Source organism: Curtobacterium sp. PhB142, from assembly GCF_004341255.1.
Taxonomy (GTDB): domain Bacteria; phylum Actinomycetota; class Actinomycetes; order Actinomycetales; family Microbacteriaceae; genus Curtobacterium.
On sequence record NZ_SLUT01000006.1, the window covers coordinates 139,303 to 165,271 of the forward strand.

At 72.3% G+C, this 25,969-nt stretch carries 29 protein-coding genes; 14 read left to right on the forward strand and 15 right to left on the reverse strand.

Annotated features, from left to right (window positions below):
• Nucleotides 1–45 precede the first annotated feature (45 nt).
• On the forward strand, nt 46–1,317 hold the full coding sequence (locus EDF31_RS13140) for a glycosyltransferase 87 family protein (protein ID WP_131846436.1): 1,272 nt from the start codon (nt 46–48) through the stop codon (nt 1,315–1,317).
• Entirely contained in the window at nt 1,314–1,622 is a 309-nt protein-coding gene (locus EDF31_RS13145) for a thiamine-binding protein (protein WP_123294222.1), read from the forward strand. The genes EDF31_RS13140 and EDF31_RS13145 overlap by 4 nt, the downstream gene beginning before the upstream one ends.
• 62 nt (nt 1,623–1,684) lie before the next feature.
• On the opposite strand, the gene EDF31_RS13150 is transcribed toward EDF31_RS13145, so the two are convergent.
• Entirely contained in the window at nt 1,685–1,879 is a 195-nt protein-coding gene (locus EDF31_RS13150) for a hypothetical protein (protein ID WP_131846437.1), read from the reverse strand.
• Between the two features lie 124 nt (nt 1,880–2,003).
• Here EDF31_RS13150 and EDF31_RS13155 point away from each other — a divergent pair, with 124 nt between their 5' ends.
• Nucleotides 2,004–2,189, forward strand: coding sequence for a hypothetical protein (locus EDF31_RS13155; protein ID WP_131846438.1), 186 nt, complete (start codon nt 2,004–2,006; stop codon nt 2,187–2,189).
• Nucleotides 2,190–2,478: 289 nt separating this feature from the next.
• Complete coding sequence (locus EDF31_RS13160; RefSeq protein ID WP_123312344.1) at nt 2,479–3,744, forward strand: MFS transporter; 1,266 nt, start codon at nt 2,479–2,481, stop codon at nt 3,742–3,744.
• Nucleotides 3,745–4,074: 330 nt separating this feature from the next.
• Here the strand turns inward: EDF31_RS13160 and EDF31_RS13165 are convergent, their stop codons facing one another.
• The 7 genes from EDF31_RS13165 to EDF31_RS13195 form a co-directional block, all read right to left on the reverse strand.
• The gene (locus EDF31_RS13165) at nt 4,075–4,746 is read right to left on the reverse strand and encodes a response regulator transcription factor (RefSeq protein WP_111086410.1); all 672 of its coding nucleotides are present in this window, start codon (nt 4,744–4,746) and stop codon (nt 4,075–4,077) included.
• Between the two features lie 87 nt (nt 4,747–4,833).
• Nucleotides 4,834–5,178, reverse strand: coding sequence for a hypothetical protein (locus EDF31_RS13170; protein ID WP_131846439.1), 345 nt, complete (start codon nt 5,176–5,178; stop codon nt 4,834–4,836).
• 42 nt (nt 5,179–5,220) lie between these two features.
• Complete coding sequence (locus tag EDF31_RS13175; protein WP_131846440.1) at nt 5,221–6,159, reverse strand: hypothetical protein; 939 nt, start codon at nt 6,157–6,159, stop codon at nt 5,221–5,223.
• Nucleotides 6,156–7,313, reverse strand: a complete 1,158-nt coding sequence (locus EDF31_RS13180) for an ATP-binding protein (protein WP_131846441.1) — start codon at nt 7,311–7,313, stop codon at nt 6,156–6,158. Before EDF31_RS13180 ends, EDF31_RS13175 begins: the two co-directional genes overlap by 4 nt.
• A gap of 180 nt (nt 7,314–7,493) precedes the next feature.
• The gene (locus EDF31_RS13185; protein WP_123937728.1) at nt 7,494–8,696 is read right to left on the reverse strand and encodes a homoserine O-acetyltransferase; all 1,203 of its coding nucleotides are present in this window, start codon (nt 8,694–8,696) and stop codon (nt 7,494–7,496) included.
• Between the two features lie 271 nt (nt 8,697–8,967).
• A complete protein-coding gene (locus EDF31_RS13190) occupies nt 8,968–10,299 on the reverse strand; it encodes a bifunctional o-acetylhomoserine/o-acetylserine sulfhydrylase (RefSeq protein ID WP_131846442.1) in 1,332 nt (443 codons plus the stop codon).
• A 279-nt stretch (nt 10,300–10,578) separates the two neighbouring features.
• Nucleotides 10,579–11,667 carry an acyltransferase family protein gene (locus EDF31_RS13195; RefSeq protein WP_123294229.1) on the reverse strand — a complete coding sequence of 363 codons (1,089 nt, stop codon included), beginning with the start codon at nt 11,665–11,667 and terminating at the stop codon, nt 10,579–10,581.
• A 143-nt stretch (nt 11,668–11,810) separates the two neighbouring features.
• On the opposite strand from EDF31_RS13195, the gene EDF31_RS13200 reads away from it, so the two are divergent.
• From EDF31_RS13200 to EDF31_RS13220, 5 genes are all read left to right on the forward strand, one after another.
• Nucleotides 11,811–12,584, forward strand: a complete 774-nt coding sequence (locus tag EDF31_RS13200) for an SDR family oxidoreductase (protein ID WP_131846443.1) — start codon at nt 11,811–11,813, stop codon at nt 12,582–12,584.
• Nucleotides 12,585–12,653: 69 nt separating this feature from the next.
• The gene (locus EDF31_RS13205) at nt 12,654–13,187 is read left to right on the forward strand and encodes a phosphoribosyltransferase (protein ID WP_173168683.1); all 534 of its coding nucleotides are present in this window, start codon (nt 12,654–12,656) and stop codon (nt 13,185–13,187) included.
• On the forward strand, nt 13,184–13,903 hold the full coding sequence (locus EDF31_RS13210; RefSeq protein ID WP_111086446.1) for a Type 1 glutamine amidotransferase-like domain-containing protein: 720 nt from the start codon (nt 13,184–13,186) through the stop codon (nt 13,901–13,903). Before EDF31_RS13205 ends, EDF31_RS13210 begins: the two co-directional genes overlap by 4 nt.
• Before the next feature lie 5 nt (nt 13,904–13,908).
• Nucleotides 13,909–14,592 carry a uracil-DNA glycosylase gene (locus tag EDF31_RS13215; protein WP_131846444.1) on the forward strand — a complete coding sequence of 228 codons (684 nt, stop codon included), beginning with the start codon at nt 13,909–13,911 and terminating at the stop codon, nt 14,590–14,592.
• Between the two features lie 9 nt (nt 14,593–14,601).
• Entirely contained in the window at nt 14,602–15,204 is a 603-nt protein-coding gene (locus EDF31_RS13220) for a GNAT family N-acetyltransferase (protein ID WP_123294233.1), read from the forward strand.
• Nucleotides 15,205–15,554: 350 nt separating this feature from the next.
• Here EDF31_RS13220 and EDF31_RS13225 read toward each other — a convergent pair whose 3' ends face one another.
• The gene (locus EDF31_RS13225; RefSeq protein WP_131846445.1) at nt 15,555–16,253 is read right to left on the reverse strand and encodes an FCD domain-containing protein; all 699 of its coding nucleotides are present in this window, start codon (nt 16,251–16,253) and stop codon (nt 15,555–15,557) included.
• Between the two features lie 206 nt (nt 16,254–16,459).
• Here EDF31_RS13225 and EDF31_RS13230 point away from each other — a divergent pair, with 206 nt between their 5' ends.
• A complete protein-coding gene (locus EDF31_RS13230; protein WP_207896223.1) occupies nt 16,460–18,010 on the forward strand; it encodes an SLC13 family permease in 1,551 nt (516 codons plus the stop codon).
• Nucleotides 18,007–18,534, forward strand: coding sequence for a gluconokinase (locus EDF31_RS13235; RefSeq protein WP_131846446.1), 528 nt, complete (start codon nt 18,007–18,009; stop codon nt 18,532–18,534). Before EDF31_RS13230 ends, EDF31_RS13235 begins: the two co-directional genes overlap by 4 nt.
• Here the strand turns inward: EDF31_RS13235 and EDF31_RS13240 are convergent.
• Both EDF31_RS13240 and EDF31_RS13245 read right to left on the reverse strand, forming a co-directional pair.
• A complete protein-coding gene (locus tag EDF31_RS13240) occupies nt 18,531–19,445 on the reverse strand; it encodes a L,D-transpeptidase (protein ID WP_131846447.1) in 915 nt (304 codons plus the stop codon). The two genes, EDF31_RS13235 and EDF31_RS13240, sit on opposite strands and share 4 nt — an antisense overlap.
• Nucleotides 19,446–19,509: 64 nt before the next feature.
• Entirely contained in the window at nt 19,510–21,174 is a 1,665-nt protein-coding gene (locus EDF31_RS13245) for an ABC-F family ATP-binding cassette domain-containing protein (protein WP_131846448.1), read from the reverse strand.
• An 81-nt stretch (nt 21,175–21,255) separates the two neighbouring features.
• Here EDF31_RS13245 and EDF31_RS13250 point away from each other — a divergent pair, with 81 nt between their 5' ends.
• Entirely contained in the window at nt 21,256–21,672 is a 417-nt protein-coding gene (locus tag EDF31_RS13250) for an HIT domain-containing protein (protein ID WP_123937737.1), read from the forward strand.
• Nucleotides 21,673–21,756: 84 nt separating this feature from the next.
• Nucleotides 21,757–22,062: an EthD family reductase gene (locus EDF31_RS13255; protein WP_123294430.1), complete on the forward strand. Its 306-nt coding sequence runs from the start codon at nt 21,757–21,759 to the stop codon at nt 22,060–22,062.
• Nucleotides 22,063–22,151: 89 nt separating this feature from the next.
• Here the strand turns inward: EDF31_RS13255 and EDF31_RS13260 are convergent, their stop codons facing one another.
• Nucleotides 22,152–22,499, reverse strand: a complete 348-nt coding sequence (locus tag EDF31_RS13260; RefSeq protein ID WP_131846449.1) for a hypothetical protein — start codon at nt 22,497–22,499, stop codon at nt 22,152–22,154.
• A 65-nt stretch (nt 22,500–22,564) separates the two neighbouring features.
• On the opposite strand from EDF31_RS13260, the gene EDF31_RS13265 reads away from it, so the two are divergent.
• Entirely contained in the window at nt 22,565–23,464 is a 900-nt protein-coding gene (locus EDF31_RS13265) for an NmrA family NAD(P)-binding protein (RefSeq protein WP_131846450.1), read from the forward strand.
• 99 nt (nt 23,465–23,563) lie between these two features.
• Here EDF31_RS13265 and EDF31_RS13270 read toward each other — a convergent pair whose 3' ends face one another.
• From EDF31_RS13270 to EDF31_RS13280, 3 genes are read right to left on the reverse strand one after another with little or no spacing between them, the layout of a single operon-like run.
• Nucleotides 23,564–24,451, reverse strand: a complete 888-nt coding sequence (locus EDF31_RS13270) for an alpha/beta hydrolase (RefSeq protein ID WP_131846451.1) — start codon at nt 24,449–24,451, stop codon at nt 23,564–23,566.
• Nucleotides 24,448–25,140: a TetR/AcrR family transcriptional regulator gene (locus EDF31_RS13275; protein ID WP_131846452.1), complete on the reverse strand. Its 693-nt coding sequence runs from the start codon at nt 25,138–25,140 to the stop codon at nt 24,448–24,450. The genes EDF31_RS13270 and EDF31_RS13275 overlap by 4 nt, the downstream gene beginning before the upstream one ends.
• Before the next feature lie 9 nt (nt 25,141–25,149).
• Nucleotides 25,150–25,914 (reverse strand): acetoacetate decarboxylase, encoded by a 765-nt coding sequence (locus tag EDF31_RS13280; protein WP_131846453.1) that lies wholly within the window; start codon nt 25,912–25,914, stop codon nt 25,150–25,152.
• Nucleotides 25,915–25,969: the final 55 nt, after the last annotated feature.

The following is a 25,969-nucleotide window of genomic DNA, read 5'->3' on the forward strand; positions in this document are numbered from 1 at the left end:
ACTCGGTGCCGGTTCGGGTGCGCTCCCTGCCGGTACGCTCGTTCGGTGCGCAGGACCGGGAACCCGTGGATCGAACGCGTCGGGTTCGTCCTGGCGTTCGCCGCCGTGCACGCGGCGCTGTGGTGGCTGACCGCGATCTCGGCGAACCTGCCCCTCGGCGACGTCACCATCACCTACAGCCGGTGGATCGAGGCCGGGCGGAGCGCGGACTTCTGGGTCGGCATCGACGGCGAGTGGGTCTACCCGATCCTGGCGATCGTGCCGATGGCCGCCGCAGCACTCGGTGGGATCGCGTCGATCGGCTCCGGCTGGTTGCTGCTGATGGTCCTGCTCGATGCCGTGGCGTGCGCGTTCCTGTGGCGGTTCCGGGCGCGGGCCGTGCTCGGCTCGTCGGTGCGTGCGGGCGGCTCGTCGGCGCGCGGTGTTCGCGTCGTGTGGTGGTGGCTCGTCTTCCTGCTCGCGCTCGGCCCGATCGCCCTCGGCCGCATCGACACCGTGGCGACCGTGTTCGCCCTGGTCGGGGTCGCCTTCGTCGCCTCGCGGCCGGCGGTCGCCTCGGCGCTCTTCACCGCCGGTGCCTGGACGAAGGTCTGGCCGGCAGCCCTCGTCGCCGTACTGCTGCTCCTGCGCAAGGGGCACCGCCGCGGCGTGCTGTCGGGGGCGCTCGTGCTCAGCGCGCTCATCGTGCTCGTCGACGTGCTCTGGGGCGGAGCGCCGTACCTGCTGTCGTTCATCGGTGAGCAGACCGGGCGTGCGCTGCAGATCGAGTCGCCCCTCGCGACGCCGTTCATGTGGGCGGCGGCGTTCGGGGCTCCCGGCGCTGCCGTGTTCTACGACCAGCAGATCCTGACGTTCGAGGTCTCCGGCGCCGGCACGGACGCGGCGGCCGCGGTCTCGACGCCGCTGATGGCCCTGGTGGTCGTCGCCGGTGTCGTCCTCGCGCTGTGGGCCGCACGCCGCGGTGCCCGTCGTGCCGAGCTCGCGCCGGTCCTCGCGCTGCTGTTCGTCGCCGCGCTCATCGCCACGAACAAGGTCGGATCGCCCCAGTACATCGGGTGGCTCGCCGTGCCGGTCGTGTGGGGACTGGCCGCGGGGACACCGAGTGTGCGCCGGTTCGTGCCGATCGCCATCGCCGCGCTGCCCACCGCCGTGCTGACGCAGCTGATCTACCCGGCGTACTACGACCAGGTGCTCACGCTGCAGCCGTGGATGCTCGTGGTGCTGACGCTGCGGAACGTGCTCGAGGTGGCGATCCTGGCGTGGACCGTGGTCGAGCTGGTGCGGATGGGCCGGGGCACGGGCAGGATGGACGCATGATCGTCGCCTTCTCCGTTGCTCCGTCCGGTGGTCCCTCCGAACAGGCGGACGGCTCAGTGCACGACGCCGTCGCCGCAGCCGTGCGGGTGGTCCGCGAGAGCGGCCTGCCGAACCGCACGTCGTCGATGTTCACCGAGCTCGAGGGGGAGTGGGACGAGGTCATGGACGTCGTCAAGCGTGCCACCGAGGCCGTGGGTGTCTACGGCACGCGGGTGTCGCTCGTACTCAAGGCCGACATCCGACCGGGGCACACCGGCGAGATCGACGGCAAGCTCGAGCGGCTCGAAGCGGCGCTCGGCGAGTAGCGCTCAGCGGCCGGCGCTGTCGCTCGGCGCTCGCGTTCGGCGCTGTCGCTCGGCGCTCGCGCTCAGCGCTTGTCGCGTCGGCGTGCCCGGGTCCGACGGCGGGGGTCCGGTCCGAGCACCACGAACACCGTCAGCAGCGCGATGCCGGCGAGCACCGCGATGAGCACGATGACCATGCCCATCGGGTCGGTGGCGTCCTCGCAGTTCACGGGCGCGCCGGCGGGGCACGAGGCGAGCACGGTGGCGGCGAGGGACATGTGCTCATTGAACAACGAGGGCCCGCACGACACGCCGCCGCCCTCCCGCGGATGTCGGTGGTCGGGTGTCTCATGGCCCGTATCGAGCCACATCCGGTGGCCCCGAGACGACGAGGAGCGCGTGATGACCCACGACGGCTGGTGCCCCGACTGCGACCTGCGAACGGTCGTCATCGACACGGACGAACAGGGCGAGAACGCCTGGGCCACGTGCGCTGAGTGCGGCGTCGGCTGGACGCACCGCGACGAGCTGCCCGAGGTCGCACCCGCAGCGGCGCGTCCCGCCCACACGGAGCGTCAGGCGGCCTGACCCGGTTCACCTCGGGTACGACCGGGCCAGCCCGGTGCGACCCGTGCTGGCAGCGCACGGCGACTTCCGTTCGGCCTTTGGAGCGGTCTACACTGCTCGGACCGGATGGTCGTCGCCACCCGGACCGTCCCGTTCGCTGCTGAACCCGGACCGGCACCCCGCTCGGGCGTGGCCGCGCTGCCGATCGGCACGTGGACCGCGACGATCGCGGGTCGCCCCCGCCGACACCGTCCAGCCGACACCCCGATCCGACGCCGCCCGTGCAGGACGTCGTCCGAGAACAGGCCCCATGTCACAGCTCACGCCTGCGCGTCGCACCGCCGCGCTCATCTCGCTCGCCCTCGGCGGCTTCGCCATCGGATCGACCGAGTTCGTCGCGATGGGTCTGCTGCCGAACATCGCGCAGGCACTGCTGCCGCAGCAGTACGGCCTCGACCCGGACGCTGGCATCGCGCACGCGGGCTGGCTCGTCAGCGCCTACGCCCTCGGGGTCGTCGTCGGTGCTCCCACCATCGCGGCGATGTCGGCGAAGTTCCCGCGCAAGGGCCTGATCCTCGTGCTGCTCGTCGGGTTCGTCCTCGCGACGATCGCGAGCGCGCTGCTGCCGTCGTTCGGCCTGGTACTCGTCGCCCGGTTCGTCGCCGGCCTGCCGCACGGCGCCTACTTCGGCATCGCCTCGATCGTCGCGGGCGACATGATGGGCCCGGGCAAGCGCGGCAAGGGCATCGCGATGGTGCTGCTCGGACTGTCCGTCGCGAACGTCGTCGGTGTCCCCGCGATCACCTGGGTCGGCCAGCTCGCCGGCTGGCGGATCGCCTACGGCGTCGTCGCCGCATTGTTCGCGCTCACGTTCCTCGCCGTCGCGGCCTTCGTGCCGAAGAGCGCCCGAGACGAGCACGCGACGATCGGCCGGGAGCTCCGCGCCTTCCGCGTGCCGCAGGTCTGGATCGTGATGGGCCTCGGCGCCGTCGGGTTCGGTGGGTTCTTCGCCGTCTACTCGTACATCTCCCCGCTCGTGCAGCACGTCACGGGCATGCCGGAGTCGTTCGTGCCGATCGTCCTGGTGGTCGTGGGCATCGGCATGGTCGTCGGCGGTGTGCTCGGCGGACACCTCGCCGACCACAGCGTGAAGCGCACGATCTACTTCGGCATGTTCTCGCTCATCGGCGCGCTGCTGCTCACGGTGCTGACCGCGCAGTGGCTCTGGGGCATGCTGCTCGGCGCGTTCCTGCTCGGTGCGACCTCGTCGGCGATCCCGCCGGCGGTGCAGTCCCGCCTGATGGACGTCGCCGGCGACGCCCGGACGATCGCCGCGGCGCTCAACCACTCGGCGTTCAACATCGGCAACTCGCTCGGCGCAGCACTCGGCGGTGCGGTCATCGCCGCCGGCTTCGGGTTCGTCGCACCGGGCTGGCTCGGCATCGTCCTCGCGCTGCTCGGCGTCCTCGTCACGATGTTCAGCTACTCGGTCGAGCGTCGCACCACGCGCCGTGCCGCGCTGCGCTCCCCGTCGCCCAGTACCGGCCCGATCACCGCGCCCGTCCCGATCCACTGATCGCGCGCGAGCGCCGCCAGCGCGGTTCGCGATAGCGACAGTCTGCCGCGAACTGTTCGCGGCAGAGTGTCGCTTTCGTGGAACGGACCGCCGGCATCGGCGGCACAGTGTCGCTGTGGCGGGACAGACCGCAGGCCGGTCCCGATTCAGTGACCGCGCGCGGTGGGCGTGCCCACGCACCGGACGGGAGGCCCGTGGCGACGCCGCCACGGGCCTCCCGTCCGACGTGGTGTGCGGCAGATCGCCCCTGGTGAGCAGAAATGGTCGGGTCCCGCGATGGGACCCGACCATTTGTGCTCACGAAGCGGGCAAGCCCGCGCGTGCGCCGCGCTACAGGCCCAGCGGGCCGCCGTCCTGCACGATGATGCCGTCGGTGATCGCCCGCTTCCGGAGCGCCACCTTCGTGCCCACGTCGAAGCCTGCGACGCGGTACTTCTCGCGGATGCGCTTGAGGTAGCTCTTCGCGGTCTCCTCGGAGATGCCGAGCTGGTACGCGACGCTCTTCACAGGCTCGCCACCGCCGTACAGGGCCATGACGCGACGCTCCTGGGCGCTGAGCTTCGGGACGCCACCGACGTCGCCGCTGTTGATGGCCAGGTCGAGCTCGGCGGAGACGTACTGCTCGCCGCGCTGGGCGGAGCGGATCGCCTCGACGATCATGTCGGCGTCCTCGCTCTTCACCAGGTAGCCGAGCGCGCCGGCCGCCAGGGCCTCGCGCACGACGTTCGGCTCCGAGTAGGTGCTCATCACGACGGTCTTCACACCGGCGGTCTTGAGCGTCGAGATCTTCAGCGACACCGGGATGGAGTCCTTGAGGTCCAGGTCGAGCAGCACCACGTCCACCGGGAACGCCGGGCTCGTCAGGAGCTCGGGCCAGGTCGTGACCGCGGCCACCAGCGTGATGTCGTCGGCGGCGCTCCGGATCCACTCCGTGAGCGCGCCGAGGAGCATCCTGTGGTCGTCGACGAGTGCGAGTCGGATGGGTTCCTCTGGAGTCGCCATGCGGGCGTCCTTTCTCGGGGGCAGTTCGTGCCCGATCCTAGGAGGGAGGGGCACGTGGCACGGGCAGGCTGTCCGGGTGTCCGGCAGCTACATCGACGGATGTCGGTCCACGACGCAGTGGGCGACGATGTGGAGCGCGCCGTCGCGGACCGTCTCGGTGTACGGACCGATGCGTTGCAGGGCGCTCCAGGCGGTGGGGCCGAGGCGTCGGCGCTGGACGCCGCGGGACTCGATCACGACCGGCACGTCCATCCGCTCGTCGGTGACGGGGTGGCCGTCGGACCCGACCGGGCCGAGCGTGACCGAGACGACCGGCAGCCCGGGGGTGGCGGTGCGACCGTCGCCGACCATCTGCCACAGGGCCTGCAGCAGTCCGTCGCGCTGGGCGGGGGTGAGGTGTCCGGCCAGGGCGCCCGGGTCGGCGACGCTCACCGAACGCCCGAGGTGGTCGGACTCCGTGATCGCGTGGTACAGTCAGGTCTCGCGCCGTCCCTCGATGAGGTGCAGGCGGAGCTCGGTCGCGAGTGAGGCCGCGACGGAACTCGAGGCGTCCGACAGCGGCAGGGGATCGGTGCCGTTCGCGACGGCGTCGAGCAGCTTCTCGGCGGCCAGGTCGAGTCGGGCGAGCTCGTCCGAGGCGAGCATGCCGACGGCGAACTGCGGCGCCTGCACGTTGCTCTGCACGAGCACTCGGTCGAGTTCCCGCTGCACGAGCTGCCGGAACCGCTGCACGACGTACAGGGCGATCGACGGCGGCACGACGACCAGGGCCAGCAGGGACACGATGCCCGGCAGCGTGTCGTTGGTGATCGGGGTCGAGGCGACGCTCATGCCGACGAACGCCAGGCCGAGGACCGCGATGGCGGCGGCGACCTCGCGGGCGGGTCGGAGCGTGGCGATCGGCAGGAGCGCGAAGCCCGCGGCGATCGACGCCGATGCCGTGTGGGCGATGTCGTGCTCGGGCCAGATGCCGATGAAGTCCAGGGTCACGACGCACGCCAGCACGACGCAGATCAGCACGAAGGCCAGCCCGGTCAACCGCTCGCCGTAGGTCAGCACGCTCAGACCGACACCGACCGCGGCGACGATGTAGAGCATCCAGGCGGCTGCGGGCAACCACGGGTCGGAGAAGTCGGACCAGCGGACCAGGAAGTACACGATGCCGGAGACGGCCTCGATCGCGGTGAGCACCGCGGCGCCGAGGCCGAGGTACCCGGCTCCGAGCGAGGCGCCGGGCTTGGCGGCCTGACGGAGCGACCGTGCACCGGTCGAGGTCGAGGGGAGCCCGCGGGCCTGCCGACGCTCGCTGGTGCGGTAGCGCTCGCGCGCCTCGCGACGGGTGCGCGGCGGCTGCTGGCCGGTCGACTCGCCGGGCAGGCCTCGGCTGATGGTGTCCTCGGGGACCCGGGTCATCGCGGTGCCTCCAGGACGACGGTGGTGCCGGAGCCCGGCGCGGAGAAGAGCTTGGCGTCGCCGCCGACCTCGCGCAGGCGGCTCACGACGCTCTCCTTGAAGCCGAGTCGCTCGGCGCTCACGGTGGTCAGGTCGAACCCGACGCCGGAGTCCGTGACCATGGCGCGCACCATGTCGTTGTCGTGGACGATCGTGACGTGCGCCTCGCCGACGCCGGCGTGCCGGCGGACGTTCTCGAGGCACTCGCCGAGTGCGAGCAGGAAGGCGTCGAGCACGTGCGAGGGCAGCAGCACCTGGCCGGTGCCGTGCCAGCTGACCTCGAGGCCCATCCGCCCGAAGCGCTGCTTCACCGACTCGAGGGTCTGGCCGAGCGGCGACTCCTCTTCGCGGGTGAGCGAGTAGTCGCCGGACTGCGACGGCTGCGGGGTCGCGCCGAGTCGCAGGTGGCGCAGGAGTCTGGCGTCCTCGGCGGCCTGCTCGCGCATGGCCTGCTCGGAGACCCCGACGCCGGAGTGGGCGAGGAGCGTGAGCGTCGCGAGGACCGTGTCGTGCAGCAGCCGCGCCCCCTGCCGCCGCTGGGCCTCGGTCTCGCTGGCCTGGCGTTCGGCGCGGTGCGCGGTGCCGATGCTGTAGATCCGTCGGGCGACGCGGGGGATGCTGCGCGAGATCCAGACGGACACGACCGCGATGAGCACCCAGCCGAGCAGAGCGCCGCTGACGGGTGTCGACAAGATCGTGCCGGTCGCCCAGACCATCACGACCACGACGACGCCACCGGCGGCGATGGTGAGTCCGAGGCCCACGGGGTGCCCGCGCTGCGCCATCAGCGGTGCGGAGAGGGAACCGCCCGCGAGCGTCATGACGGCGCTTGCGACGAGCGGGCGGACCGACTCGTCGACGCCGGAGAACAGCAGCGCGAGCGAGGCGAGCCCCGTGACGAGGATCGCGGCGGTCCACCACACGGTGCCGCTGCGCCCGAAGAACACGAACGAGGCGACCATCGCGGCGATGCACAGCAGGGCGCCGACGAGCGGCAGGGCAGGGACCGCGGCGGCGGAGACCACGCCGACGACGCTGATGAGCGCGCAGACGATGCCCACGACACGGGTCGTCGCCCGCAGCAAGCGGTCGCGTTCCTGTGCGATGAATTCCATCGATGTCCTGGTTGGTGACGAGCTGGTGTGACGGGTCGTGCGGGGAAACCGAGCCTCGTTCAGTCCGGGCTCGCAGCCATCCAATCACGGGCGACACCCGTTGGGGGGTGTTCGGCGCGCCGTACCGCGCGTGCCGCGGCCCCTGTGCGTGCCGCCGCCCCGCCGCGTGCCGTGTCGCGCTCAGCCGTCGAGCAACCGCCGCAGGTGCGCGCCGACCTGCTCGTGCTCGATGAGGAACCCGTCGTGCCCGAACTCGCTCTCGATCACCGCGGCCGTGTCCCCGTCGAGCGTGTCCGGCACCCCGGCGGCGATCCGGTGCTGGTCCTCGATCGGGAACAGCCGGTCGCTCGAGATCCCCACGACGAGCGTGCGGGCCGTCACGAGTTCGAGCGCGGCAGCGACACCGCCCCGCCCGGCCCCGACGTCGTGGGAGTCCATCGCGTGCGTGAGCGTGATGTACGACGACGCGTCGAAGCGCCGAGTGAACTTGTTGCCGTGGAAGTCGAGGTAGCTCTCGACCGAGAACCGCCCGTCATCGCCGAGCGGGGACACGTCGCTCTGCCACGACCGGGCGAACCGGCCGTTCAGCTCGTCGGACGCCCGGTAGGTCATCAACGCCATCCGCCGCGCGAGCGCCAGCCCGCGGTGCGGGCCCTCGCCGGCGTCGGCCTCGTAGTAGTCGCCGCCCGCGAACGCCGGGTCCATCTGGATCGCCGAGCGCTGCAGGGAGTTCGCCGCGATCTGGTCCGCCGTGGTCTGCGCCGTCGAGGCCAGCACCGCCAGCCGCTGGACGCGTGCGGGGTGCGACACCGCGAACTCGAGGGCGTGCATCCCGCCCATCGACCCGCCGACGACGGCAGCGAACACGTCGATGCCGAGTCGGTCGGCGAGCTGGCGCTGCACCTCGACCTGGTCGCGCACGGTGACGAACGGGAAGCGCGAGCCCCACTCGACCCCGGTGGGTGCCACCGACGACGGCCCGGTCGTGCCCTGGCAGCCGCCGAGCATGTTGGGCGCGATCACGAACCAGCGGTCGGTGTCGATCGCCAGGCCGGGTCCGACGACGTCGCCCCACCAGCCGGCGGTGCGGTGCCCCGGACCGGGTGCGCCCGCGACGTGCGAGTCGCCGGTCAGCGCGTGGAACAGCAGGACGGCGTTGTCGCGCGCCGCGTTGAGCGTGCCCCACGACTCGTACGCCACCCGCACGGCCGGCAGCCGCCCGCCGCGCACCCACTGCTCGCCGAGGGACGCGAAGTGGCGCGCACCCGGGTGGTCGCCGGGGCGCCAGGCGCCGGTGACCGGCGGCTTGCCGATGGTGCCGAGTTCGGCGCCGGGCACCAGGGTGGACGGCACGGAGTCCTCGGGGGTCGTCTGCCAGTCCATGGTGCGTCCAGTCTGCCGGGAGGCGCGGGTCGCCGCCGCCGTGTTACGTCACACCCGTCCCGTGGCCGGGTCCCGGGCCGCGCTCGCCGTTTGCGTGCGTGCGCATGTTCCGACATCGTGCGCGTTGTTCGACTCGTGGATCGTCGCACCATGCACACGCACCGTATGCGTGCGCAACGAGCGACGTCCCACGAGTCGATCGACTCGTGGGACGTCGCACCATGCACACGCATCGAGCGCGCCGTGCCTCGGTGCCCGGGCGGGAGGAACGCTAGGCGCGCTGCCCCTCCTGCGAGACCGCACGGGCCGCGGCGAGCCCGGCCTCGAGGTCGGCCTTCAGGTCCTCGATGTTCTCGATGCCGACGGACAGGCGCACCAGGCCCGGCGTGACCCCGGTGGTGAGCTGCTGCTCGGGCGTGAGCTGCGAGTGCGTGGTCGACGCCGGGTGGATCACGAGCGAGCGCACATCGCCGATGTTCGCCAGGTGCGAGAACAGCTGCAGGTTGTCGACGAACGCCTTGCCCGCGGGCACCCCGCCCTTGAGTTCGAACGACAGCACGGCGCCGACGCCGTTCGGCGCGTACCGGTTCGCCGCGGCGTACCAGGGCGACGTCGGCAGGCCGGCGTAGGCGACGGTCGCGACGTCCGGGTGCTGGTCGAGCCACTCGGCGATCTCCTGCGCGTTCGACACGTGGCGCTCGATGCGGAGCGACAGGGTCTCGATGCCCTGCAGGAGTGCGAACGCGGTGTCCGCCGAGTTCGACGCGCCGAGGTCGCGGAGCAGCTGCACGCGGGCCTTCACGATGTAGGCGAGCTCGTTGCCGACGGCCTCGGCGAAGACCGCGCCGTGGTACGACGGGTCGGGCGTGTTGAACTCCGGGAACTTGTCCGGGTGCTGGGACCAGGCGAACTTCCCGCCGTCGACGATGATGCCGCCGATGACGGTGCCGTGGCCGCCGAGGAACTTCGTCGCCGAGTGCACGACGATGTCGGCCCCGTGCTCGAACGGACGGATGAGGTACGGCGTCGCGATCGTGTTGTCGACGATCAGCGGGACGCCGGACTCGTGCGCGACGTCGCTGACGCCGGTGATGTCGAGGACGTTGATCCGCGGGTTGCCGATGGTCTCGGCGAAGAAGAGCTTCGTGTTCGGGCGGACGGCGCGGCGCCACTCCTCGAGGTCGTCCTGGTCCTCGACGAACGTGGTCTCGATGCCGAGCTTCGCCAGCGTGTACTTGAACAGGTTGTACGTGCCGCCGTAGATCGACGACGACGACACGATGTGGTCGCCAGCACCCGCGATGTTCAGCACGGCGTAGGTCTCCGCCGCCTGGCCGGACGCCACGAGGAGTGCGCCGCTGCCGCCCTCGAGTGCCGCGATGCGCTGCTCCACGACGTCGTTCGTCGGGTTCATGATGCGGGAGTAGATGTTGCCCGGCTTGGCGAGGGCGAACAGGTCGCGGGCCTCGTCCGAGTTCGCGAAGACGTAAGAGGTCGTCTTGTAGATCGGGGTGGCGCGGGCGCCCGTGGTCGGGTCCGGCTGTGCGCCGGCGTGGACCTGCGTGGTCTCGAACCGCCACTGCGCGGCGTCGTGCTCGGTCATCTTGGTGCTCCTGTCCGGTGCGGCTGGTCGTCGGGTCGCCTTGCGCTCGGCCTGGAGGCGCGGCGCGGCTGTGCGTCGGGTGTCACGGTACGCAGGTGGTCGCGCTGGTACCAGCGCACCCGCCTCGGGGCGTAACGCGTACGCGCGACGCGCCACGGGCCTCCCGGCCAGGATGGTGCCCGTGGCTGACGGCGGCGACCACGGGGATCGGTCGCGGCCTGCCGCGACGTCGCGCGCTGCCGACTGAGCGCAGCGAAGACGACTGCTTGCGCGGAAATGTCAATTGTCGCGACGGAACAGCCAACCGACGTTCGGTTCGAGCAGCCAGCGCATCCCGCGCCGCACGAAGGGCTGCGCCAGGAAGAGGCTGACCGCGCAGGCGATCGCGACCATCAGGAGCACGAACGGCCACGCGGAGTGCGGACCGGCGAGCACGCCGGACTCGCGGATCGGGTAGAGCACGAACGTGTGCAGCAGGTACACGTACATCGTCGCCGCACCGAACTGCGTGAGCCAGATGTTCCGGCGGGGGATGAGCACCAGGAACGACGCGGTCAACAGCGTCGCGAGCAGCATCAGCCCGAACCGGACGGCACCGGCCCACCAGGCGTCCTCGCCGAGACCCGAGTACGAGTCGTCGTAGAAGAACCAGTGGTGCAGGTCGAACTCCTTGAACTGCGGGATCCACACCGCGCAGGACACGGCCCACGCGGCGAACACCACTCCGGCGGCGACGCGCACCCGCACCACGGTGCGGCGCGAAGCCTCGTACCAGCGGTCGAAGAGGCCCCACTGCTTGACCTGCCACCCGAGCAGGAAGAACGGCAGCAGGCTGATCGCGCGGGACAACGACAGCGTGGAGTCGACGTTGTCGAAGTAGCCGACGCCGATGCTGAACACGACGGCCCAGAACAACGGCCACCGCAGCTGTGCCAGGTACGGCAGGATCAGCTTGAAGATGCCGAGGGCCAGCAGGAACCACAGGGTCCAGGTCGGCTGCGTCGGGTTGAAGTCCTTGCCGCCCTCGACGATGCCCTGCACCACCGTCCAGATCGTCTGCATGATGATGTACGGCACGACGATGTCGGTGATCGTCCGGCGCATGCGCTTCGCCGTCGGGGTGTCGGCCGACGAGAAGTAGCCGCTGATCACACCGAACGCGGGCATGTGGAACGCGTAGATGAACGTGTAGAGCGCCAGGGCGTGCTCGCTCGCCGTCGTCTGGCGCTGGATCGCGTGGCCGATCACCACGAGGGTCACCGCGACGAACCGCGCGGTGTCCCACATCGGGATACGGCGCGGTGCCCGGCCGGGTTCGAGCTGCGTCGCCGGGGCCGAGGGTGCGGGAGGGGCGGCATCCGTCGTCATCGTCGGTCACGTTACCGGATCGTGACCTGGGAGGGTCGGTACGGTGGGGACCGGGGCGAGCAGTCGTCCCGACACCGGGGCGAGCAGTCGTCCCGACACCGGGGCGATCCGTTGCCCCGACACCGACGCAGGAGGCAGATCACATGGCAGCACGGCGCGCAGTCGTCACCGGAGCGAGCTCGGGCATCGGAGCGGCCACCGTCCGACTGTTCCGCTCGCGGGGCTGGGACGTGCTCGCCGTCGCCCGCCGGGCGTCGAAGCTCGAGGCGCTCGCCACGGAGACCGGGGCCGAGGTCCTGGTGGCGGACATCACGAGCGCCGCCGACGTCGAGGCGCTCGCCGCCCGCGTCGCCGAGCTCGGCGGCGCCGACGTCCTCGTGAACAACGCCGGTGGCGCGTTCGGCTCGGCCAGCGTCGAGGAGTCCGACGTCGACGACTGGCGGGCCATGTTCGAGGTGAACGTGATCGGCACGAAGCGCGTCGTCGCCGCGCTGCTGCCGCACCTGCGGGACCGTGCGCGCGACACCGGGGGAGCGGACATCGTCACGGTGACGAGCACGGCCGGGTTCGTGGCGTACGAGAATGGCGGCGGCTACAACGCTGCGAAGTTCGCCGAGCACGCCCTGGTCGGGGCGCTCCGGCTCGAGCTGAACGGCGAACCGATCCGCGTCGTCGAGATCGCCCCCGGCCTGGTGAAGACCGACGAGTTCGCGCTCACCCGCTTCCGCGGCGACGAGCAGAAGGCCGCTGCGGTCTACGACGACGTGCCGGACCCGCTCGTTGCCGACGACGTCGCCGAGGCGATCGTGCACGCGGTGGAGCTGCCGCCGCACGTGAACCTCGACCTCGTCACGATCCGGCCGGTCGCGCAGTCGGCGCAGCACAAGCTCGCGCGCGGGACGCTCACGCCGCGCTGATCGCCTGCGCAGCGCCCGGGCGGTGGCCACGGGTCGCGGGCGCGGGGTCCCTGCCGGTACCGTGGACGGATGCCGATCAGCAGCGAACCCGAGCCCACGGCCCCGGCTCAGTCGACCGTGACCGTGACGAGCGGGCCCGAGGTGCTCGGATGGCTGGAGTTCGGTGACGCCGCACGCCTGCTCGCGAAGGACGTGCTGTCCTCCGGCTTCGAGCCCGAAGTCGTCGTCGCCGTCGCCCGCGGCGGGCTGATCATCGCCGGCGCCGTGGCCTACGCGCTCGGCACCAAGGAGTGCGGCTCGATCAACGTCGAGTTCTACACCGACGTCGAGCAGCGCCTGGACGAGCCCGTCGTGCTCGCACCCGCGCTCGACGCCCCGAGCCTGGCCGGCAAGCGCGTGCTCGTCGTCGACGACGTGTCGGACTCCGGTCGGACCCTGCGCCTGGTGGTCGACATCATCCGGAACGCCGGTGCCGACGTCCGCAGTGCCTGCCTGTACTCGAAGCCCGGCACCGTCCTCGAGCCCGACCACGTGTGGCGCCGGGTCGACGGCTGGATCACGTTCCCGTGGAGCGCCCTCGCACCGGTGACGGCCGAGTCGTGAGCATCCACCTCGTCGGCGGTGGTCTGTTCGCCGCCTCGGACGCCGCAGCGCCCTTCCTCGCCGAGGCGACCGCACGCTCGGCCGCCGTCGGCCGGACGGTCCCGCGCATCGCCCTGCTCTCCGTCGCCGGCCCGGACGGCGGCAGTCCGTCGTCGACGGCCGACATCGCCGAGGTGCTCGGCGGTGCCCGCGCGGCCGAGGTCGTCGTCACCGAGGTCGCGGCCGGCCAGGTGTTCGACACGACCGTCCTGAGCGACGTCGACGCGCTCGTCGTCGGCGGCGGCGTCACCCCCGACTACCTGGGTGCGATCGCCCCACTCGTCGACCAGCTCCGGTTGCTCGTCGCCGACGGCCTGCCCTACCTGGGCTACTCGGCCGGTGCGATGATCGCCGCCGACCGCGCGCTCGTGGGCGGCTGGCGCATCGGCGGCGTCGAGATCTGCCCCGAGGCAGCCTCTGAAGGCCTCGACGAGGTCGAACTCCGCGAAGGGCTCGGCCTGGTCGACCTGACCATCGACGTCCACGCGGTGCAGGCCGGCACCCTCGCCCGCCTGATCGCGAGCGCCGAGGCCGAGTTCGTCACCGCCGGCCTGGCGATCGACGAGGACACCGCCCTCGTCGTCGGCGAGGGCGCGCTCGAGGTCCGGGGCACCGGCAGCGTCTGGCGGGTCATGGCCGGCGAGGAGTCGGTGGCCGTCGCCACGATGGGCGCGTAGCCGTCGTGGAACCACGACCGCTCGCCGACCTGGTCGACCCGGGCTGGGCGTCGGCGCTCGCTCCGGTGGAAGCCGACGTGCACCGCATGGGTGCCTGGCTGCGAGACGAGACAGCGGCTGGCCGTACCTACCTGCCGGCCGGCGCCGACGTGCTCCGGGCCTTCACCACGCCGTTCGACGCCGTGAAGGTGCTCGTGGTGGGGCAGGACCCCTACCCGACACCGGGCAACCCGATCGGGCTGTCGTTCGCCGTCGACCCGGCAGTTCGTCCGGTGCCGCGCAGCCTGGCGAACATCTACAAGGAGCTCACCGCCGACGTCGGCGTGACCCCGCCGGCGCACGGTGACCTGCGCGCGTGGTCGGACCAGGGCGTGCTGCTGCTCAACCGTGTGCTCACGGTCCGTGCGGGCGACGCCGGCAGTCACCGCGGCAAGGGCTGGGAAGCCGTCACCGACCAGGCCGTCCGCGCACTCGTCGCCCGGGGGACCCCGCTCGTCGCCGTGCTGTGGGGCGCGCAGGCCGCGTCGGTCCGGCCGCTGCTCGGGGACACCCCCGTGGTGGCGTCGGCCCACCCGAGCCCGCTGAGCGCCTCGCGGGGCTTCTTCGGCAGCCGGCCGTTCTCGCAGGTCAACGCGCTGCTGCAGGAACAGCGCGCGGCACCGGTCGACTGGTCGCTGCCCGCTCAGTAGGCTCGGCACGTGCTCGAGGAGGAATACCAGCGACGGCGGGTCCTGCCGCGACACCTGCGTGCCCGGCCGGCGAGCGAGACCGCGTTCGAGTACCGGATCCGTGCCGCCGAGGCGAGCGACCTGCCGGACGTCCGTGAGATCCACACGCACTACGTCCGCAACTCGTCGGTGACGTTCGACCCGTCGGCGTTCACCTTCGCCCGGTGGAAGCAGCGCTACGACGACATCCGGAAGCGCAAGCTGCCCTTCCTGGTGGCCGAGAACCCCGCCGGGCAGATCCTCGGCTACGCGCTCGTGGACGCCTGGAACCCGCGCGATCGGTCGAACCGGGTGGTCGAGGACTCGATCTACCTCGGAGCGGCCTCCGGGGGCAAGGGGTTGGGCCGTGCGCTCATGGAGGCCCTGCTCGACGAGTGCCGGTCTGCCGGGGTCCGCGAGGTCGTCGCGGTCATCGCCGACCGGCAGGCCGAGGCCTCGATCCGCCTGCACGAGCGGCTCGGCTTCGAGGAGGTCGGCCGGATGGGCAAGGTCGGCTACAAGTACGACCGGTGGCTCGGCACGGTGACGATGCGCCTGCGGTTGCGCGGTCCCCGCCTCTTCGCGCGCAAGTAGTCGGGCCGTCGTCCGTCGTCCGGTCGCGTCTCGGGCCGCGCCGAGGTTCCGAGATCTGCGCATCTCGGCGTGCGATCGCGCGCGTTGTGGAACCTCGACGACCAGCGCACGGCGTGTTGTGGAACCCGGGCGGCTGTCGGACGGGAGGCCCGTGGGCGCGTCGCCACGGGCCTCCTGTCCGTCGTTCGGTCGAGTCTCGGGCCGCGCCGAGGTTCCGAGATCTGCGCATCTCGGCGTGCGATCGCGCGCGTTGTGGAACCTCGACGACCAGCGCACGGCGTGTTGTGGAACCTCGGCGGTCAGCGCACGGCGTGCCGGCCCTCGCCCGCCGCCGGCCCCCGCACACCCCGTCAGGGCCGCGGGGCCTCCGCGATGAACTCGTCGCGCGTGACGCCGACGAGCGCCGTCGTCGCGGCCGCCGCGGCGGCCCCGTCACCCGCGACGAGCGCGTGCCCGACGGCCTCGTGGCGGAGTGCTGCCTCGCGCGTCCAGCGCGTGATGGTGTCGCGCGACTCCGACGTGCGGGTGCGCAGCAGCGCCTCGACGGTGCCGGCGAAGTGCGCGAAGACGGCGTTGCCGGAGCCGGTGAGCAGGGCGCGGTGGAAGCGGACGTCGGCCTCGAGGTACGCGCGGCTGTCCTCGCGCGCGCAGGCGGCGAGCATGTCCTGCGCGGCGTCGAGGACTGCGGACGCCCCGGAGCCGCCGGCGGTGAGCGACGCTGCGACGGGTTCGACGCCGAGCCGCAGTTCGAGGAGTTCCCGCTGCTGCACGAAGTAGGCGGGCGAGGCGCCACGCCACCGGATGACCGTCGGGGCGAGCAGTTCCCAGGACCCGATGCCGAGCACCTGCGTGCCGACGCGCTGCCGGGGCTCGACGAGTCCGAGCGACTGCAGGACGCGGAGCGCCTCGCGCACGACCGACCGGGACACGCCGAACTCGTCCGCCACGAGCTCGGGGCGGACCACCGTGCCGGGGTCGAGCGCACCGTCGACGATGCGCTGCCCGAGGGTGTCGAGCACGTGGGCGTGGAGTCCGCGGGCTGGGGGCATCGTTCCTCCGTGCAGTACGGGTCGCGCGATCGGCGTGACGTCGGTCCCATCGAAACGGCAGACTGCGTCCGAGGGCGGATGGCGCGCGGCGGATCGTCGTATAGTCTGATTAATCAGATTATTGAGGGTCGGCTCGCGCAGCGCCAGCTGCCCCTCGACACGAAGGCGACGGAGCCGCGCGGCAGCGGCTCCAGGAAGGGGCACCGATGCCTCACGCTCCAGTCCACCTGCTCGCCCACCCCGTGGGCACGGTCCTCGCGGCCGAGGGCGGCGGCACCGAGACCGTCGACCCGTCCGGGCCGATCCCGCAGCTGATCATCGCGGCCCTGGTCGGCATCGTCGTGATCATCGCGCTCATCACCTGGCTCAAGGTGCACCCGTTCATCGCGCTCGTGATCGGTGCCCTGGGCGTCGGCATCGGTGCGGGGCTCGCGCCGGACAAGGCCGTCGTGAGCTTCGGCAACGGCTTCGGTGCGACGATGACGAGCGTCGGCATCCTGGTCGGCCTCGGGTCGATGTTCGGCAAGATGCTCGTCGACTCCGGCGCCGCCGACCGCGTGGTCGACACCCTGGTGCGCAGGTCGTCGAAGGCCGCGCTGCCGTGGACGATGGCCCTGATCGGTGCGCTGATCGGCCTGCCGATGTTCTTCGAGGTCGGCCTCGTGCTCCTCATCCCGATCATCGTGCTCGTCGCGAAGCGCAGCTCCGTGCCGATCATGAAGATCGCCGTGCCCGCCCTGGTCGGCCTGTCGACGATGCACGCGTTCGTCCCGCCGCACCCCGGCCCGCTCGTCGCGATCTCGACCGTCGGCGCGAACCTCGGAACCACGCTCGCCTTCGGCATCGTGCTGGCGATCCCGGTCATCATCCTGGCCGGGCCGGTGTTCGCCCAGTTCGCGGCCCGCTGGGTCGACATCCCGGCTCCCGACATGTTCGGGTCGCGCGGGTCGGACTCCGGGTCGGCGTCCGGTCCGCAGGACCCCGCCTCGGGCGGACGGGAGGCCCGGCGCGGCCCCGCCACGCAGGACACCGCGTCCCTTCCCAACGGCAAGAGCGACTTCACGCGCGTCATCAGCGAGCCCCGCAGCCCGTCGTTCACCGTCGCGCTCATCGGCATCCTGCTGCCCGTCGTCCTCATGCTCGCCCAGGCCGTCCGCGAGGCCACGATGCCCGACGCCGCTGGCTCGTGGGTGAGCCTGCTCGACTTCCTCGGGTCGCCGATGATCGCGATCGGCATCGCGGCGGTCTACGCGATGGTCTTCTTCGCGATCGGCGGCGGCATGGACCGGTCCGCCGTGGCGAAGTCGCTCGAGAGCGCGCTGCCCCCGGTCGCCGGGGTGCTGCTCATCGTCGGTGCCGGCGGTGGGTTCAAGCAGGTGCTCATCGACACGGGCATCGGCGGTGTGATCGCCGACGCCGTGAAGGACTCCGGCGTCTCGGTGCTCCTCGTCGCCTGGGTCGTGTCGGCCCTGGTGCGCGTCGCCACCGGTTCCGCCACGGTCGCCACCGTCACCGCGGCGGGCATCATGGCCCCGATCGCCGCCGACCTGTCCACGCCGATGACCTCGCTGCTCGTGCTGGCGATCGGTGCGGGCTCGGTGTTCCTGTCGCACGTCAACGACGCCGGGTTCTGGCTCGTCAAGGGCTACCTCAACACCACCGTGGGACAGACCTTCAAGACGTGGACGGTGCTCGAGTGCCTCATCTCGGTGCTCGGTCTGCTCGGGGTGCTGCTGGCCGGGGTGTTCATCCGATGAGCGGCGACTCCGCTCTGGATGCGCGCGTCCTGGTCGTCATGGGGGTCTCCGGTTCCGGCAAGTCGACCGTCGCCGCGATGGTCGCCGAGCAGCTCGGGTGGGACTTCGCCGAGGGCGACGCCATGCACCCGCAGGCGAACGTCGACAAGATGCACGCCGGCACACCGCTCACCGACGAGGACCGCTGGCCGTGGCTCGACGTCGTCACCGGCTGGATCCGCGGGCACCTCGACGCCGGCACGCACGGTGTCGTGACCTGCTCGGCGCTGAAGCGGTCGTACCGCGACGTGCTGCGGGCGCCCGGCGTGGTGTTCGTGCACGTGGCCGGTGACGGCGCGTTGATCGAACAGCGCATGTCGCAGCGGTCTGGCCACTTCATGCCGACGTCGCTGCTGCAGTCCCAGCTCGCGACGCTCGAGCCGCCGCAGGACGACGAGGCGCACCTGACGATCGCGGCCGACCGCACTCCGGAGGAGGAGAGCGCCGAGGTCGTCGAGCGGCTCGGGCTCGGCGGCGGCCGCTAGCTGAACCGGATCGGGGTGCCGACGGGCAGGGCGGCGAGGGTGCGGGTCATCTCCGCCGAGATCCGCACGCACCCGTGCGAACTGCCGGTCGGGTCGGGGTAGTAGTGCAGCGCCGTCAGTGCCGCGTTGCCGCCGTACGACGGGATCCGCGACGAGTGCGCCCCGGTCAGGATGATCGGGTTGCCCTGCGTGTAGGTCACGCGGGTGTCCACGTACGCCGCCTCGACGTAGGTGGCGGTGTCGGACGGCGTGGGGTCCTCGGGGGTGCCGAGCCGGGCCGCCTCGGTCGCGGTGACCTGGCCGCTCCGGGTGACGACGGAGACCGTGCTCCGGGCGACGTCGACGCGGATCATCCGGTCGGTGTCGGCGACGGTGAAGTCGGCGGCCCGTGCCCAGGCGAACGTGGCGCTCGGCGCGTCCGGGTCACCGCCGTCGCCCGGGGTGCGGTTCCGGGCCGGGGTCGAGACGAGGAGCATGCCGCCGTCGACACCGGGCGACCGGCCCCAGACAGCGGTGGCGGCGGGCAGGTCGATCGTCGACACCAGGTGCGACAGCGTGGCCACCGGGCGGGCGCGGCTCGACGGGCTGGCGTACAGGGCCACGAGGTCGTGCCGTGGGGTGGCGATCTGCCAGGTGTCGGCGGGGCGGACGTCCCCGCCGTCGAGCAGTTCCGGGACGACGCCGTCGTGGAACGCCAACGGCAGGGCGGCGAGGGCGGCGGCCGACGGTGCTCGGGGGACGGCCGCGAGCGTCGGGGTGGGGGTCGGCGTCGGCGTCGCGGTCGGTGTGGCCCGTGCGACGTGGGTCGGGTCGGCGTCCGGCCGGTCGGCGGTCACCCCGACGACGACGGCGGCCGCGACGGCGAGCGCAGCAGCAGCCCCGACCACGGCGATCCAGCCCCTGCGTCGCATCGGCATCCCCCTGTGCTCCTGGTCCAGCGTGCGCTCGTCGTCTGGGTGTGTGCTCCTGGTGTCGTCAGCGTTCGGTGACCCGGCCGGCGTCGACGTGCCACTGCCGGTCGAGGCGGACGGTCTCCAGCATGCGCCGGTCGTGCGTGACGAGCAGCAGGGTGCCGTCGTACGACTCCAGTGCCTGTTCGAGCTGCTCGATGGCCACCAGGTCGAGGTGGTTCGTCGGTTCGTCGAGCACGAGCACGTTCACCCCGCGGGCCTGCAGCAGCGCCAGTCCGGCGCGGGTCCGTTCGCCGGGGGAGAGCGCCGACGCGGGCCGTCCGACGTGGTCGGCCTTCAACCCGAACTTCGCGAGCAGCGTCCGGACGTCGGCGGTGGTGTACTCGGGCGCGATCGCCTCGAACGCCGCGGCGAGCGACTGGTCGCCGGTGAAGGCCGCACGGGCCTGGTCGACCTCGCCGACGGCGACGCTCGACCCGAGCGAGGCGGTGCCGGTCGTCGGCGCCTGCTTGCCGAGCAGTGCCCGGAGCAGCGTGGACTTGCCGGCGCCATTCGGTCCGGTGATGCCGATGCGGTCGCCGCCGTCGACCTGCAACGACACCGGGCCGAGCGTGAAGTCGCCCTGCGTGAAGGTGGCGTCGGACAGGGTTGCCACGACGGCCGAGGACCGGGGCGCGCTGCCGATCGTGAACTCGAGCTGCCACTCCTTGCGGGGCTCCTCGACCTCGTCGAGCCGCGCGATGCGGGACTCCATCTGGCGGACCTTCTGCGCCTGCTTCTCGCTCGACTCCGAGGCGGCCTTGCGCCGGATCTTGTCGTTGTCCGGGGCCTTCTTCATGGCGTTGCGCACGCCCTGGCTCGACCACTCGCGCTGTGTACGGGCGCGGGAGACCAGGTCGGCCTTGGTGGAGGCGTAGTCCTCGTACGCGTCGCGCTTGTGCTGCCGGGCGATCTCGCGCTCCTCGAGGAACGAGTCGTAGCCGCCGCCGAACAGCCGGTTGGACGACTGCGCCAGGTCGAGCTCGAGGACGCTCGTCACCGACCTCGCAAGGAACTCCCGGTCGTGGCTGACGAGCACGACCCCGCCGCGGAGGCCCCGGACGAACCCCTCGAGCCGGTCCAGCCCGTCGAGGTCGAGGTCGTTCGTGGGCTCGTCGAGCAGGACGATGTCGAACCGCGACAGCAGGAGCGCCGCCAGCCCGACCCGAGCGGCCTGCCCACCGGACAGCGCGGTCATGAGCGAGTCCGGCCCGACGCCGTCGTCATCAGTTCCGGTCTCGAGGCCGAGGTCGGCCAGGACGGCGGGGATCCTGTCCTCCAGATCAGCGGCGCCCGCGGCGAGCCAGCGGTCGAGCGCCGTCGAGTAGCGGTCCGCGGCAGCGTCGCCGGCGTCCGGGTCGCCGAGCGCGGCAGCCGCGGCGTCCATGGCCTCGGTCGCCTCGGCCGAGCCGGTCCGGCGGGCGATGTACGCGGCGACGGTCTCGCCCGCGATCCGCTCGTGTTCCTGGGGGAGCCAGCCGACGAACGCGTCGGTCGGCGCGAGCGACACCGTGCCCGCCAGGGGCTCGTCGACACCCGCCAGCAGTCGGAGCAGGGTGGACTTGCCGGCACCGTTCACGCCGACGACGCCGATCACGTCGCCCGGTGCCACCGTGAGGTCGAGGGAGTCGAACAGCGTGCGAGCGGCGTACCCGCCGGACAGGCCCTTGGCGACGAGCGTGGCGGTCATGCGCCAATCGTCCCACGCGGCGGCGCGCGCACGGCACCGCCCTCGGAACGCCCGGTGCTCCGGGTGCAGCACACTGGACGGATGGCATCCTGCGTCTTCTGCGCGATCATCGCCGGCGACGAACCGGCCGTGTGGGTCGAGCGCGAGGACCACGCCGTCGCGTTCGCGCCGCTGCCCGGGTCCGCGCTCGCACCCGGGCACACCCTCGTCGCACCGGTCGAGCACGCCGACGACCTGCTCGGTGCCGCCCCGGTGGCACTGGCCGCCACCGTCGCGCTCGCGCAGCGTGTCGCACGGGCGATGCGGGGCGCACTCGGCGCCACCGGCACCGTCGTGCTGCAGGCCTCCGGCGCCGATGCCGGGCAGAGCGTGCGGCACCTGCACTTCCACGTCGTGCCGTGCTGGCCGGACGACGGCACGACGCACTGGCCGGAGCCGCCCTCGGCACACGTCGTCGACGGTGACCCGCACGCACTCCTCGCCGAGATGTTCGAGTAGCCGATCCCGGGCAGCGGTGCGTGGAACGGAGTGGAGTGGGCGCTGCACCGTCACCCGTCCCACCGACACCCGCAGGAGCACACCATGACCACGAAGATCACCCTGATCATCGACAACCCGGCCGACCCGTCGGCGTTCGAGCAGTCCTACGTGGAGCTCGAGGCACTCGCCGCGAAGCTGCCCGGCCTGCAGCGGCTCGAGGCGGCGAAGGTCTGGCCGAAGGAGGACGGCACGCCCACACCGGCGCACCGCACCCTCGACCTGTACTTCGCCTCGTACGGGGATGCCTCCGACGCAGTGGCGACCGCCGAGGCCGGGGCGTTCTTCCAGCAGCTCGGCGGCACGGGTGCCACGTTCACCGGCCTGTTCTCCGACATCGAGCACGAGTAGGGCCGGGCCGGGCCGGGCCTGGCCGGGCGCTGGGCCCGGGTCTCGGGCTGAGCGACACTCCTCGGGACCCGCGCCGCGTGGAGTGTCGCTCAGCGCGAACCTCGGCCCGGCAGGCCCGGCAGGCCCGGCAGGCCCGGCACCGGCAGGGGCGCCAACCGCCCCGCGCCGACGGGCAGCACACCCGCGCGGTACTCGAGCACCTCGGCACCGCCGACGGTCACCGTCGCCGCGCCGAAGCGCCATGCCCGGTTGAACAGGTACACCCCGATCACGGTCCGGCCGTCGTCGGCGACCGCCCACGTGCCGGTGCCCCACTGCGCCGGGTGGCCGACCCCGTCGATCGTGACGGTCGGGCGGGCGAACCAGGTGAGCAGGGGGCGAGCGAGCCGGAGCTCGATCCGGCGCTTCGTCGTGCCGGAGGGGAGAGTCGTGTCCACCTCCGCAGGATACGTGGACTCCGCACCTGTACCCGCCGCACCCGCGCACCCGTAGCGTGGCCGCCATGACCACCACCGTCCTCGTCGCCGGCGCCACCGGAGACCTCGGCGGACGCATCGTCCGCGAGCTCCTGCAGCACGACACCCGCGTCCGCGTCCTCACCCGCCCGTCGAGCACCGGCGCCCAGCGGCGGTTCGCCGACGACGACCGCATCGACGTCGTCACCGCGGACTACACGGACGCACCGGCGCTGGTCACGGCGCTCGCCGGGGTCGACGTCGTCGTGTCCACGGTCAGCGGTACCCGTGCCGTGATCGTGGACGCCCAGCGCGCCCTGCTCGACGCCGCGGTCCAGGCCGGCGTCCCGCGGTTCATCCCCTCGGACTACGCCGCCGACTACCGTTCGATCACGCCCGGCTCGAACCGGAACTTCGAGCTCCGCCGCGAGTTCGCCGCCGCCCTCGACGCTGCGCCGATCCGTGCGACCTCGGTGCTGAACGGGGCGTTCACGGACATGCTCACCGGTCAGGCGCCGCTGATCCTGTTCGACCGCCAGCGGGTGCTCTACTGGTCGTCGGCCGACCAGGTCCTCGACTTCACCACGAAGGACGACGTCGCGCGCGTGACGGCGCTCGTCGCAGTCGACGCGGACGCACCCCGTGTGGTCGAGGTCGCCGGTGACCGCGTGACGGCACGGTCGATCGCCGACACGATGTCCCGACTGACCGGCACCCCGTTCCGGCTGCAGTGGGCGGGGACGACCGGCACGCTGTCGGCGATGGCACGGATCGGCCGTCGACTGTCGAAGGACGACGCCGAACCGTTCCCGGCCTGGCAGGGCATGCAGTACTTCGTGAGCATGTTCAGCGGCGAGGCGGAGCTCCACCACGTCGACGACGACCGCTACGGTCCGCACGGGTGGACGAGCGTCCGCGACGTGCTCGCCGCCCACCTGGGCGTCTGACTGTCCGACCGGGAGGCCCGCCCCGCGTCGCGCAGGACGGCCGGCGGTCCGCCGCCGTGGCCGTCACGGGCACGCGCCGGCCGGGTCCTGCGCTGACGGTCAGGCGCCGCGGACGGCCCTGACGATCTCCTGCCGTGCTGCTCGTCCGCTGCGCGTCGGCAGCAGGGGGAACACGTGCAGGGCGCCGGGGCGCTCGCGCAGCGTGACGTCCACGCCCGCGGCCCGGGCGGCCTCGACGAGCAGGTGCGCGTCGGGGTTCAGCACGTCGTGGGTCCCGGTGTGGACGAGCATCGGGCCGAGGCCGTGGAACGAACCGGCCAGGGGACTGACGACCGGGTCGTCGATCGACAGGCCGTCGGCCCACAGGCGACCGAGGACACGGCCCCCGTCGCGACCGAGCCACGGATCGCTCGGCTGCACCTGGAGGATGCGCGGGTTCGAGAAGCCGAGGTCGAGCGCAGGTGACACCAGGACGGTCCGGAGCGACGGGACGCCCTGGTCGCGCAAGGTCTGGGCGACGGACAGCGCGATCTGCCCACCGGCGGAGTCGCCGGCGAGCTGCACCCGTCCGCGCCGGTCGATGACGCGGCGTGCGACGTCGAGGACCAGGTCGTGCGCCTGCCGTGCGTTGCCGTCCGGCAGGAGTCGGTAGATCGGGACGGTCACGGTGGCGCGCGCCTCGGCGGCGAGCTGGGCGATGAGCGCCCAGTGCTGCGGGGCGATCTCGTGGACCCACCCGCCGCCGTGCACGTACACGACGTCGCGGAGCGGTGGCTGGCGGCTCGGCGTCACGGTGTACACCGGGGCGCCACCCTGCCGGTGGACGTCGACGCGCACGTCGGGCCGGAGGCGCTTCGGTGGTCCGAACGGCTCGGGGCGGAGGGCCTGTCGGCGGACGGCTCGGTGCGCTCCCGCTTCGGTGACGAACGGCGCGTTCGCGTGCGTGGCCCGCAGGAACAGCGGGACCGCGGCTTCGGGGACGATCACGCTGTACCTCCGGTGTCGTCGGTGTCGTCGGTGTCGTCGGCACCGTCGGGCTCGCGCGCCGGCTCGCTGAGTCCGAGGAGTGCGCCCCGCACCGCGGCGACGCGGATGGTCGCGGCGTCGTCGTAGAGCACCGTCTGGCTGACCGCGCCGACGTGCGCGGCGACGACCGCCCGGGTGAAGACGTCCGGAGCGACGGTCAGTCGCCGGCCCTGTGCCGTGACCGACTCGACGAGCAGCGGTTCGAGTGCCGCGTGGAAGGCGTCGGTGTGCGCTCGGAGCAGTGCCCGGAGCTCGGGTTCGTGTCGCGCCCGGGACAGCAGGACCGAGCGGATCGCGTACCACTTGCCCTCGGGGGGCAGGCCGCCGAGGACCCCGGAGACGATCGCGTCGACGGACTGCGGGTCGGTCGTGCCGAGCGCGGCCCGGAAGCCGTCCTCGAGCCGCTCGACGACCACGGCCTCCTGCGCTTCGTACACCGCGAAGAAGAGCTCGTCGGTCGTCGCGAAGTTCGAGTAGAAGGCGCCGCGCGTGAACCCCGCACGCGCGACGATCGCCTCGACGCTGGCCGAGGCCGAGCCGGTCTCGTCGAACAGCGCCTCGGCCGCGCGGACGAGCTCCGCGCGGGTGCTGCTGCGCCGCCGGGTGTGGCGGGCGGGTGCGGCGGTGTCGTCGCTCACTCGTGGGGACATCGGCTCATCCTAGGAGGCGTCGTCCGACCGGCGCGGGTCGGCCAGGTAGTCGTGCACGGACCGCACCGGCGCGAGCGTCAGGTCGGTCAGGACGTGCGAGGCGCTGATGACCTCGAGCACCGGCAGGTCGGCCATCGGCGCGAGGGCGTGCTCGAACAGCTGCAGGCGCGCGGGCCCGGTCCAGGCCCCCTTCACGACGATGTCGGTGATCTCGGTCCGCACGAGGTCGGCGGCGCGCAGCCCCAGGGTCGTCACGTCGGGGACGAGCTTCACCATCCAGGTCGGCACCGTGATCTGCGCCGCGGCCTCGACCGGGTCCATCGGTTCCCACTGGTACGCCATGGTCGCCGTCGCCACACGCTCGGCACCGCGGTCGAGCGTGCCGACGAGGGCGCCCTGGTCGACGCGCAACCCCGGGGTCCCGAGCACCTTCGGGTAGGCGCTCAGTTCGCGACCGGCGAGCGTCGCCGCGGAGTTGTCGAGGTACATGGCGTGCAGGTACTCGCCGACCTCGCCGTCGTGGGTGACCTGGATCGTCTGACCGGACTCGACGTAGGGGCCGTAGCCGTCGACGTCACCCATCTTCATGACCTCGAACCGGACCAGCGGCGCGTCGACCTGCAGCGGCTCCGGCACGACGGCGCGGAGGGCGTCGGGGTCGGTCCGGTACACGACGTTGAAGTACTCGCGATCGGTGAAGCGCGTCGGGCGCAGCGGGTAGACCGGCCCGGTGAGGGGGGTGGTGGCGTGGCGGAGGACGTCCGAGGCCTGCATGGGAACTCCTTGTCGAGTTGCGATACGTTCCGTACTGAGTACGTTGTGTATCGAA

Coding starts and splice junctions, on each gene's coding strand:
- EDF31_RS13145 (WP_123294222.1), top strand. CDS start 1,314: ATGATCGTCGCCTTCTCCGTTGCTCCGTCCGGTGGTCCCTCCGAACAG.
- EDF31_RS13150 (WP_131846437.1), bottom strand. CDS start 1,879: ATGTCCCTCGCCGCCACCGTGCTCGCCTCGTGCCCCGCCGGCGCGCCC.
- EDF31_RS13155 (WP_131846438.1), top strand. CDS start 2,004: ATGACCCACGACGGCTGGTGCCCCGACTGCGACCTGCGAACGGTCGTC.
- EDF31_RS13160 (WP_123312344.1), top strand. CDS start 2,479: ATGTCACAGCTCACGCCTGCGCGTCGCACCGCCGCGCTCATCTCGCTC.
- EDF31_RS13165 (WP_111086410.1), bottom strand. CDS start 4,746: ATGGCGACTCCAGAGGAACCCATCCGACTCGCACTCGTCGACGACCAC.
- EDF31_RS13175 (WP_131846440.1), bottom strand. CDS start 6,159: ATGACCCGGGTCCCCGAGGACACCATCAGCCGAGGCCTGCCCGGCGAG.
- EDF31_RS13180 (WP_131846441.1), bottom strand. CDS start 7,313: ATGGAATTCATCGCACAGGAACGCGACCGCTTGCTGCGGGCGACGACC.
- EDF31_RS13185 (WP_123937728.1), bottom strand. CDS start 8,696: ATGGACTGGCAGACGACCCCCGAGGACTCCGTGCCGTCCACCCTGGTG.
- EDF31_RS13190 (WP_131846442.1), bottom strand. CDS start 10,299: ATGACCGAGCACGACGCCGCGCAGTGGCGGTTCGAGACCACGCAGGTC.
- EDF31_RS13195 (WP_123294229.1), bottom strand. CDS start 11,667: ATGACGACGGATGCCGCCCCTCCCGCACCCTCGGCCCCGGCGACGCAG.
- EDF31_RS13200 (WP_131846443.1), top strand. CDS start 11,811: ATGGCAGCACGGCGCGCAGTCGTCACCGGAGCGAGCTCGGGCATCGGA.
- EDF31_RS13205 (WP_173168683.1), top strand. CDS start 12,654: ATGCCGATCAGCAGCGAACCCGAGCCCACGGCCCCGGCTCAGTCGACC.
- EDF31_RS13225 (WP_131846445.1), bottom strand. CDS start 16,253: ATGCCCCCAGCCCGCGGACTCCACGCCCACGTGCTCGACACCCTCGGG.
- EDF31_RS13230 (WP_207896223.1), top strand. CDS start 16,460: ATGCCTCACGCTCCAGTCCACCTGCTCGCCCACCCCGTGGGCACGGTC.
- EDF31_RS13235 (WP_131846446.1), top strand. CDS start 18,007: ATGAGCGGCGACTCCGCTCTGGATGCGCGCGTCCTGGTCGTCATGGGG.
- EDF31_RS13240 (WP_131846447.1), bottom strand. CDS start 19,445: ATGCGACGCAGGGGCTGGATCGCCGTGGTCGGGGCTGCTGCTGCGCTC.
- EDF31_RS13245 (WP_131846448.1), bottom strand. CDS start 21,174: ATGACCGCCACGCTCGTCGCCAAGGGCCTGTCCGGCGGGTACGCCGCT.
- EDF31_RS13250 (WP_123937737.1), top strand. CDS start 21,256: ATGGCATCCTGCGTCTTCTGCGCGATCATCGCCGGCGACGAACCGGCC.
- EDF31_RS13255 (WP_123294430.1), top strand. CDS start 21,757: ATGACCACGAAGATCACCCTGATCATCGACAACCCGGCCGACCCGTCG.
- EDF31_RS13265 (WP_131846450.1), top strand. CDS start 22,565: ATGACCACCACCGTCCTCGTCGCCGGCGCCACCGGAGACCTCGGCGGA.
- EDF31_RS13275 (WP_131846452.1), bottom strand. CDS start 25,140: ATGTCCCCACGAGTGAGCGACGACACCGCCGCACCCGCCCGCCACACC.
- EDF31_RS13280 (WP_131846453.1), bottom strand. CDS start 25,914: ATGCAGGCCTCGGACGTCCTCCGCCACGCCACCACCCCCCTCACCGGG.